This window comes from Streptomyces sp. NPDC091371, assembly GCF_040684275.1.
In the GTDB taxonomy this organism is placed as follows: Bacteria; Actinomycetota; Actinomycetes; order Streptomycetales; family Streptomycetaceae; genus Streptomyces.
Window position 1 is genome coordinate 22930 of the sequence record NZ_JBFBFP010000065.1, and the last position, 8916, is coordinate 31845.

General features: G+C 72.8%; 4 protein-coding genes and 1 pseudogene. 2 read left to right on the forward strand and 3 right to left on the reverse strand.

Features of this window, described 5'->3' with window-relative positions; all coding sequences use genetic code 11:
* The first annotated feature begins 58 nt into the window (after positions 1-58).
* Complete coding sequence (locus AB0O21_RS37400; RefSeq protein WP_365179438.1) at positions 59-2521, forward strand: cation-translocating P-type ATPase; 2463 nt, start codon at positions 59-61, stop codon at positions 2519-2521.
* Between the two features lie 19 nt (positions 2522-2540).
* Here AB0O21_RS37400 and AB0O21_RS37405 read toward each other — a convergent pair whose 3' ends face one another.
* From AB0O21_RS37405 to serC, 3 genes and pseudogenes are all read right to left on the reverse strand, one after another.
* Positions 2541-5660 (reverse strand): molecular chaperone Hsp90, encoded by a 3120-nt coding sequence (locus AB0O21_RS37405; protein ID WP_365179441.1) that lies wholly within the window; start codon positions 5658-5660, stop codon positions 2541-2543.
* Between the two features lie 248 nt (positions 5661-5908).
* A pseudogene (locus AB0O21_RS37410) lies at positions 5909-6340 on the reverse strand (RNA-guided endonuclease TnpB family protein); the annotation flags it as partial.
* A gap of 123 nt (positions 6341-6463) precedes the next feature.
* Positions 6464-7582 carry a phosphoserine transaminase gene (gene serC, locus AB0O21_RS37415; RefSeq protein WP_365179444.1) on the reverse strand — a complete coding sequence of 373 codons (1119 nt, stop codon included), beginning with the start codon at positions 7580-7582 and terminating at the stop codon, positions 6464-6466.
* 122 nt (positions 7583-7704) lie between these two features.
* Between serC and AB0O21_RS37420 the strand changes: the two genes are divergently transcribed.
* The gene (locus tag AB0O21_RS37420; protein ID WP_365179447.1) at positions 7705-8661 is read left to right on the forward strand and encodes an EamA family transporter; all 957 of its coding nucleotides are present in this window, start codon (positions 7705-7707) and stop codon (positions 8659-8661) included.
* Positions 8662-8916: the final 255 nt, after the last annotated feature.

The window sequence follows — 8916 nt, forward strand, 5'->3', positions numbered from 1 at the left end:
TCGGATCTTCGGCCCGCTCGGCAGGTGGCGCGTTCGAACCGCGCTTACCGTCGAAACCATGACGCAGCGGGCAGACATCGACCACGACGGGCCGGAGCGGGGCGGCGCAGGCGGGGCCGCCATCGACGCGGGGGCCGAGCTCGACCCCGTGCACCCCGTGCGCCCGCCGGCACCCCGGTTCAAACCCGCCGGGCTGACCACCGCCGAGGTCGCCGAGCGCGTCGCGCGCGGTGACGTCAACGACGTCCCCGTCCGCAGCAGCCGCTCCACCGCCGACATCGTCCGCGCGAACGTCTTCACCCGCTTCAACGCGATCATCGGCGTCCTCTGGGTGATCATGTTCTTCGTCGCGCCCATCCAGGACAGCCTCTTCGGCTTCGTGATCATCGCGAACACCGGTATCGGCATCATCCAGGAACTGCGCGCCAAGAAGACCCTCGACGGCCTCGCCGTCATCGGCGAGGCCAAACCCAGCGTCCGCCGCGACGGCCGCACCGCCGAGATCTCCACCTCCGAGATCGTCCTCGGCGACGTCATCGAACTCGGCCCCGGGGACAAGGTCGTCGTCGACGGCTCCGTCGGCGAGGCCGAAAGCCTGGAGATCGACGAGTCCCTGCTCACCGGCGAGGCCGACCCCGTCCTGAAGAAACGTGGCGACACCGTCATGTCCGGCTCCTTCGTGGTCGCCGGCGGCGGCGCCTTCACCGCCACCAAGGTCGGCCGCGAGGCCTACGCCGCCCAGCTGGCCGAGGAGGCCTCCCGCTTCACGCTCGTCCACTCCGAGCTGCGCTCCGGCATCTCCACCATCCTCAAGTACGTCACCTGGATGATGATCCCGACCTCGATCGGCCTGATCATCAGCCAGCTCGTCGTCAAGGACAACAACCTCAAGGACTCCATCGCGCGCACCGTCGGCGGCATCGTCCCGATGATCCCCGAGGGGCTCGTCCTGCTCACCTCCGTCGCCTTCGCCATCGGCGTCATCCGCCTCGGCCGCAAGCAGTGCCTGGTCCAGGAACTGCCCGCCATCGAAGGCCTGGCCCGCGTCGACGTCGTCTGCCTCGACAAGACCGGCACCCTCACGGAGGGCGGCATGGACGTCACCGAGCTCCGCCCGCTCGGCGGCGCGGACCCCTCGTACGTCAAGAAGGTGCTCGGCGCCCTCGGCGAGTCCGACCCCCGCCCCAACGCCAGCCTCCAGGCGATCATCGACGCCTACCCCGACAGCGCGGAGTGGCGCTGCACCGAGTCGCTGCCCTTCTCCTCCGCCCGCAAGTACAGCGGCGCCAGCTTCAGCGAGGGCGACGGCGAGAACAACACCTGGCTGCTCGGCGCCCCCGACGTCCTCCTGCCCGCCGGGGACCCGGCCCTCGACGAGATCAACGACCTCAACGAACAGGGCCTGCGGGTCCTCCTCCTGGCCCGCTCCGCCCGCGAACTCGACGACGAGGCCGTGGCCACCGGGGTCAAGCCGACCGCGCTCGTCGTCCTGGAGCAGCGGCTGCGCCCCGACGCCGCCGACACCCTGCGCTACTTCGAGGACCAGGACGTCAAGGCCAAGGTCATCTCCGGCGACAACGCCATCTCGGTCGGCGCGGTCGCCGGCAAGCTGGGCCTGCCGGGCGCGGAGAACACCGTGGACGCCCGCAAACTCCCCACCGAGCAGGCCGGAATGGCCGAGGTCCTCGACGAGAACGCGGTCTTCGGCCGCGTCACCCCGCAGCAGAAGCGCGACATGGTCGGCGCCCTCCAGTCCAAGGGCCACACGGTCGCGATGACGGGCGACGGCGTCAACGACGTGCTCGCCCTCAAGGACGCCGACATCGGCGTCTCCATGGGCTCCGGCTCCGAGGCCACCCGCGCGGTCGCCCAGATCGTGCTCCTGAACAACAGCTTCTCCACGCTCCCCTCGGTGGTCGCCGAGGGCCGCCGCGTCATCGGCAACATCACCCGCGTCGCGACCCTCTTCCTCACGAAGACGGTCTACTCGGTGCTCCTCGCCATCCTGGTGGTCTGCTCACAGGTCGAATACCCCTTCCTGCCGCGCCACCTGACCCTCCTGTCCACCCTCACCATCGGCATCCCGGCCTTCTTCCTGGCCCTGGCCCCCAACAAGGAACGCGCCAAACCGCACTTCGTGAAGCGCGTGATGCGCTACGCGATCCCCGGCGGCGTCATCGCCGGAACGGCCACCTTCGTGACGTACGTGATCGCCCGCGCCTACTACACCGGCCCCGACGCCCTCAAGGCGGAGACCAGCGCGGCCACCCTGACCCTCTTCCTCACCTCGATGTGGGTCCTGGCGATCATCGCCCGCCCGTACACCTGGTGGCGCGTCGGCCTCGTCGGCGCGATGGGCGGGGCGTTCCTGATCGTCCTGGTCGTCCCCTGGCTGCAGGACTTCTTCCAGCTGAAGCTGGAGGGCACCACGATGCCGTGGATCGCGGTGGCCATCGCGGCGGCGGCCGCGACCCTGATCGAGTTCACCTTCCGCTGGGTCAACCGCAAGTTCCCGGCGTAGTCCGGCCAGGCCCCGGCCCTCAGTCGAACCAGCGGTCGCGCGCCAGCTCCGCCGTCCGGGACGGGTCCTCCAGGAGGGCCGCCACCTCGAAGCGGCGGGGCCACTGGCCTGCCGACCAGGCGAGGCCGGCGGCCACGCCCTCCAGGGTGGCCGCGTGGAGGGTGCCGTCCGGGGTGCGGCGCCAGTCGAGTTCGGTGCCGCCCGCGATCAGCTCCTCGTGCTCGACGTACGTGAGCGGGGTGGCCGGGCCGAGGAGGACGCGGACCGATTCGGGTACGTCGTGCTCCTCGCCCGGGGTCGTCACCTCCGCGGGGACCGTTTCCGAGAGGCGGCGGACCTGGAGGAGGTCCGCCAGGTCCGCGGCACGGGACGGGGTGACGGGCAGGAGGGGGAGGCCGGTCGTGAGGGGGAGGAGGTCCGGGGCGTCGGCGATGACCGCCTCGGCCGCGTCCACCACGACCACCTCGCCGTCGACCACCGCGCGCAGCTCGTCCGGGAGGGTGACCTGCTCCGGGTCCAGGTCGGCCAGGGCCCCGTACAGGCCGTGCAGTTGGCGGCCGGTGACCTCGCGGTCCGGGTCGGCGAGGCGGCCCAGGAGTTCGGCCGCGCCGCCCGGCTCGTCCAGGAGGGCCGAGACCGAGGTGCGTACGCCGAGGGCGCGCAGAACCTGCTCGTCCTCGAAGCCGGTGGCGTCCGCCGAGGTGTAGAGGCCCTCCAGGAGCGGGTCGCCGCCCGCCGCGCGCAGGCCGGCCGGGCGGCGGCCGTCGAGCACCGGGTGGTCGCGCAGCCACCAGGCGGTGTACGGGCGCACCGACTGGGTCGTGCCGTCCGGGAGGAGGATGCGGACGGGCTGGGTCAGGGCGTCGCGCAGCGGGGGCTGGGCCAGCATGGCCAGGGCCTGGGGCCAGCAGTCGTCGTCCACCAGGTCGAGGTCGCGGACGGCGACCAGTTCCGTGGCCACCGGGGGCACCGGGGTGTCGGGGAACTGGTCGAGGACGTCCTCGCACCACACGTCGACCGCGTCCAGCAGCCCCGCGTCGTCGGGCTCCGCGAAATCGCCCTCGCGCGGCTCCAGTTCGTCCGGGTCGAGGACCACGTCGGTGGCGCGGACCAGCTGGAAGGAGGCCAGTACGCCGACCGCGGTGAGGGTGTCCGCGTCCCAGCGGGCCGCCAGCTCGGCGTCGACGTACGGGACCTCGTCCTCGCGGATGACGGAGGCCAAGGGGCTTCCCGGCAGGAGCAGTTCGCCGGCCGGGGTCAGTTCGCCGTCCTCGTCGGGCAGGGCGAGGGCCCCGAGCCAGGGCTCGTCGCCGGGGGACAGCTCCGCGTCGCGGACCAGCGTCAGGACGATCTCGGCCAGTTCGTCGGCGTCCGGGGTGTCCGCGTCCTCGTCCCAGATCTCGCCCGCGTCCATGGACCCGGCCACGGCCGCCCGCACCTGCGGGGTCGTCAGGACCGCGCGCGGCGTGGCCGGGAGCGCGCCGAGCTTCTCCAGCAGCGGGTGCGCGGCGTCCGGGTGGGCCACCTTCAGCCCGAGGCGGGCCAGGTCCGCCGGGGTGTCCGCGGAGGGGAGGAGGATGTGGCGGGGGCCGATGGCGGTGCGGCCGTCGGCCAGCGGCACCGGCAGCCCGGACAGCCGGTCGGGGTCCACCCCGGCGAGGCTGTCGTAGAGCCGGTGCCACCACTCCGGGGTCCGCTCGATGCCCGCGATCCGCTCGATGGCATCGCCGAGCGGGAGCCGGCCCACGCCCAGGGTGCGCAGCTCGGCCCGCCGCTCCAGGCCCGCCGGGAGCAGCGTCGGCAGTACCTCCGCGAGCACCCGCACGGTGTCGGCGCCCGCCCCCTCCACCACCTCGGCCTCGAAGGGCCGCAGCGCCGACAGCTCCTCGGAGGGGGCCGCCGGGGCGAGGAACGCGGTACGCGGGAGCCGTCCCAGGATGGCCGCGCGCAGCGCCCCGTCGAGCTCGCCCTTGCCGAGGGGGCCCGGTACGAGGTCCACCAGCGCGGTGCTCACCGGCTCCCAGTCGCCGAGCAGTTCGGCGTACGCGTCGGCCGCGCGCTCCACGAGGAAGTCGGTCAGCGGCCCCGGCGCGGGGTGTCGGCGGGTGGTGTCCAGCGGCAGGGTCGCGATGAGCAGCGCGGGGATGCCCAGCGGCTCGTCGGTCGGGGTCGGCGCGTGCACCACGCTCGCGGTGGCCGGGTGTACCGGGGCGCCGTCGGCGTCGACGGGCACCGCCCAGGACACCGCCCAGGCGGGACGCAGCCGTTCCTCCACGGGCCGGTCGGCGAGCAGCGCCCGCTCGATGGGGCCGCTGTGGCGGACGGTGCGCCAGCGGCGGGTCCCCGTCGATGAGTCCTCGATGACGGTGTACGGGCCCTCGTCGCGGCGGTACAGGGTGCGGGTGCCCCCGGCAGGCGTGTCCACGATGACCTCGCGCAGCCCGGGCAGCGTGAGCAGCAGCGCGTCGTCGATGCCGGCCAGCAGCCGCTCGGCCAGGTCCTCGGCGGCCGCGTCGCGCAGCGGGAGCACGACCACGGTGTCGTACCCCTCGGGCGCGGTGCCCTCGGCGGGCAGCGGGAGCCGCAGCAGCGGGACGTGCCCGTCGCGGCGGCGCAGCTCGTCGCCGAGGCCGGGGCTGCCGACGGCGGCGCCCCGGGCCAGCTCGCGGGCCTCGGCCAGGGACCAGCGCACCCCGCCGTGCCTGCCCAGCACGGCGGGCTCGTCGGAGACGGCGAGCACGGCGGCGAAGCCGACGCCGAAGCGGCCGACGCTGTCGTCGGCGGACTCCCGCTTGGCGGAGGCCCGCAGGGTGGACAGCGACTCCACGCCCGTCGCGTCCAGCGGGGCACCGGTGTTGGCGACGGCGAGCAGGGCGTGCCCGTGGTCGCCTTCGCCGGGGTGCAGGGTGAGCCGCAGCCGGCCCGGCACCTTGGCCCGGGCGGCGGCGTCGGCGGCGTTCTGCGCGAGCTCGACGACGAGCCGGTCGCGGTAGCCGCCGAGCGCGAGGTCCTCCTCGGCGTTGGCGTCCTCCCGGAACCGGGCCGGGCCCGCACCCCACGCGTCGAGCACCCCACGCCGCAGCCGGGCCGTCCCGAAGGGGTCCACGCCACTCTGGGCCGCCGTCACTCGCACGCTCACGCCGCTGCCTCCATATCGCCTTCCGGAGTGCTGACCCCGGAGCCCTGAAGGTATCGCGTGGAGGCCTACGCCTTGCCCGTGAGGCGGGCGAACACGACGTTGGCGTCCCATTGACCTCCTCGCCCCCATGAAGTTGAGGGTGATTCTCTCCCTGCCCTCCGTGGTGAACGGCGGGGCTTGAGGTGGGTTCCTGCTTCGACGCGCGCGCCCTGATTGCCGACCAGGGTCTTACCGCGCTCCACAGACGTTTACCCGGAGTGCTTGCTCTCCGGGGCCCCCGGTCCGGGGGTGGGTGGTGCCTTGGCTGCCGCTGTGATGCGGCGGCCCTCGTATCGGACGTTCTTTCCCGCGTTCCAGTCCCGGTCATGGACCGTGCCGCACTCGCCGCATGTCCATGTGCGGACGTGCAAGGGCTTGGGGCCATCCCGGAAACCGCAGGCTGAGCAGACCTGGGAGGAGGGGAAGTACCGGTCCACCTTGGCGAACGTGCGCCCGCGACGGGTGGCCTTGTAGTCCAGGAACATCAGGAACTGTGCCCAACCCGCGTCGTGCAAGCTCTTCGCGTGGAGTCCTCGCGCCAGTCCACGCACGTTCAGGTTCTCGGCGTACACAGCTTGGTTTTCGCTGGTCAGCTTGTGAGACCACTGGTGGTGGAAATTACGGCGGGGCCGCAGGCGCCGCCGCCGGAGGGCCTTCGCCTACGGTCTCTTTGCCCCCGGATTGCTGGAACAAGTCCTGGGCTCCTCCGAAACGCCGGAGCCCCCGACCGCAGGTGGCCGGGGGCTCCGCGTCGTTAGGTCAGGTCAGAGCTGCTCGATGACGTAGTCGATGCACGCGGTCAGCGCCTGAACGTCCGCCGGGTCGATCGCCGGGAACATCGCGATGCGGAGCTGGTTGCGGCCGAGCTTGCGGTACGGCTCGGTGTCCACGATCCCGTTGGCGCGCAGCACCTTGGCGACGGCCGCCGCGTCGATGTCGTCCGAGAAGTCGATCGTGCCGATGACGGCCGAGCGCTTGTCGGCGTCCACGACGAACGGGTTCGCGTACTTCGACGCCTCCGCCCAGCCGTACAGGTTGCGCGCGCTGGCGGCCGTACGGCCGGTGGTGAACTCCAGGCCGCCCTGGCTGTTCATCCACTCCAGCTGCTGGTTCAGCAGGAAGAGGGTGGCCAGCGCCGGGGTGTTGTACGTCTGGTTCTTCAGCGAGTTGTCGATCGCCGTCGGCAGCGAGAAGAACTCCGGGATGTGCCGGCCCGACGCGTGCACGCGGGCGGCGCGCTCCAGGGCCGCCGGGGAGAACGCGGCCAGCCACAGGCCGCCGTCCGAGGCGAAGGACTTCTGCGGGGCGAAGTAGTAGACGTCGGTCTCGGTGATGTCCACCGGCAGGCCGCCGGCGCCCGAGGTCGCGTCCACCAGGACGAGCGAACCGGCGTCCGCGCCCGCGACGCGCTTGATCGGCGCCGCGACACCCGTCGAGGTCTCGTTGTGCGTGTACGCGTACACGTCCACGCCCGCCTCGGCGACCGGCTCGGGGTGCGTGCCCGGCTCGGAGGAGATCACGGAGGGCTCGTCCAGCCACGGCGCGAGCTTCGCGGCCTTGGCGAACTTGGACGAGAACTCACCGAAGGTGAGGTGCTGCGACTTCTGCTCGATGAGCCCGGCGGTCGCGATGTCCCAGAAGGCGGTGGAGCCGCCGTTGCCCAGGATCACCTCGTAGCCCTCGGGCAGCGAGAAGAGGTCCCGGAGGCCCTGGCGCACCGATCCGACCAGGTTCTTGACCGGGGCCTGGCGGTGTGAGGTTCCGAGCAGGGAGGTTCCGGTGGCGGCGAGGGCGTCCAGCGCCTCGGTCCGCACCTTGGAGGGGCCCGCGCCGAAGCGTCCGTCGGCGGGCTTGATGTCAGCGGGAATCTGGATCTCAGCCACGTGCGGAGCGTATCGGGTCAACGACGGGGCCACTGCGCCGCGTCCACCGGATGAGACGCTGCGGTCTCACGTGTAAGGCAAGACACGCGACAACACTCCTTACGACCCCCTAATCTGGATAAATGACCGCGCCCTCCTCGCCCACGCCGGTGCCCACGACCGCCCCTTCCGCCACCGCGCCTCCTGCGGCCACCGCCCCGGCGGGCGCCCCCGAAGCGCGCGGCGCGGCACCCCTCGGACCGGTCGCACTGGTGATCGCGGCGGGCGTCTCGGTGCAGTTCGGCGCGGCCCTCGCGGTCACGATCATGCCCAGGGTCGGCGCGGCCGGCGTGGTCACCCTGCGGCTCGCGGCCGCCGCGATCGTGCTGCTGCTCCTGTGCCGGCCCAAGCTGCGCGGCTACTCGCGCGCCGACTGGCGCACCGTGATCACCTTCGGCATCGCCATGGCCGGCATGAACGGCCTCTTCTACCAGGCCGTCGACCGCATCCCGCTCGGCCCGGCCGTGACCCTGGAAGTGCTGGGCCCGCTCGCGCTCTCCGTCATCGTCTCCCGCCGCCTGGTCAACGTCCTGTGGGCGGGCCTCGCCCTGGCGGGCGTGGTCCTCCTCTCCACCCACGGCGGGGGCGGCTTCGGCGGCCTCGACCCCCTGGGGGCCGGCTTCGCCCTGGGGGCGGGGGCCATGTGGGCGGCGTACATCGTCTTCAGCGCCCGCACCGGCCGCCGCTTCCCGCAGGCGGACGGCCTGGCACTGGCCATGGCGGTGGCGGCGGTGATCTCACTCCCGCTGGGCGTCTTCGAAGCGGGCCCGGACCTGCTGCGCCCCAGCACCCTCGCCCTGGGCGCGGGGGTGGCCGTACTGTCCTCGGTCCTGCCCTACACCCTGGAACTCCTGGCCCTGCGCAAGCTCCCGGCCCCCACCTTCGCGATCCTGATGAGCCTGGAGCCGGCCATCGCAGCCACGGCGGGCTTCCTCGTCCTGCACCAGGCGATGTCCGCCCTGGACGCCCTGGCCATTGCCTTGGTGATCGCGGCGAGCATGGGCGCGGTGCGGTCGCAGGTGGGGAAGCGGGGGGAGTAGGGGGCGGGGGCGGGGGCGGGGGAAGGGGTACAGGTCCACGCGCGAGCGGGACTTTTGCCCCCTCGGGGGGTGGTGGCGGGGCGGTGTTTGCCCACCCGCCCCTGGCTGTGGGGCGGGGGCTGCGCGGTTGGCGGGGTCCGGGCTGGGCGGAATCGGAGTAGGCGCGGGGGGTTTCCCGTCAGTCCCATAGTCCTTCCGTGTCGGAACGGCTCGTCAAGGGCGCTCCTCCTTCGTCGTCGCGTCGCTTCGCGATGG

Excerpts from the sequence above, each read along its gene's own strand:
- AB0O21_RS37400 (WP_365179438.1), top strand. The coding sequence starts at position 59 with ATGACGCAGCGGGCAGACATCGACCACGACGGGCCGGAGCGGGGCGGC.
- AB0O21_RS37420 (WP_365179447.1), top strand. The coding sequence starts at position 7,705 with ATGACCGCGCCCTCCTCGCCCACGCCGGTGCCCACGACCGCCCCTTCC.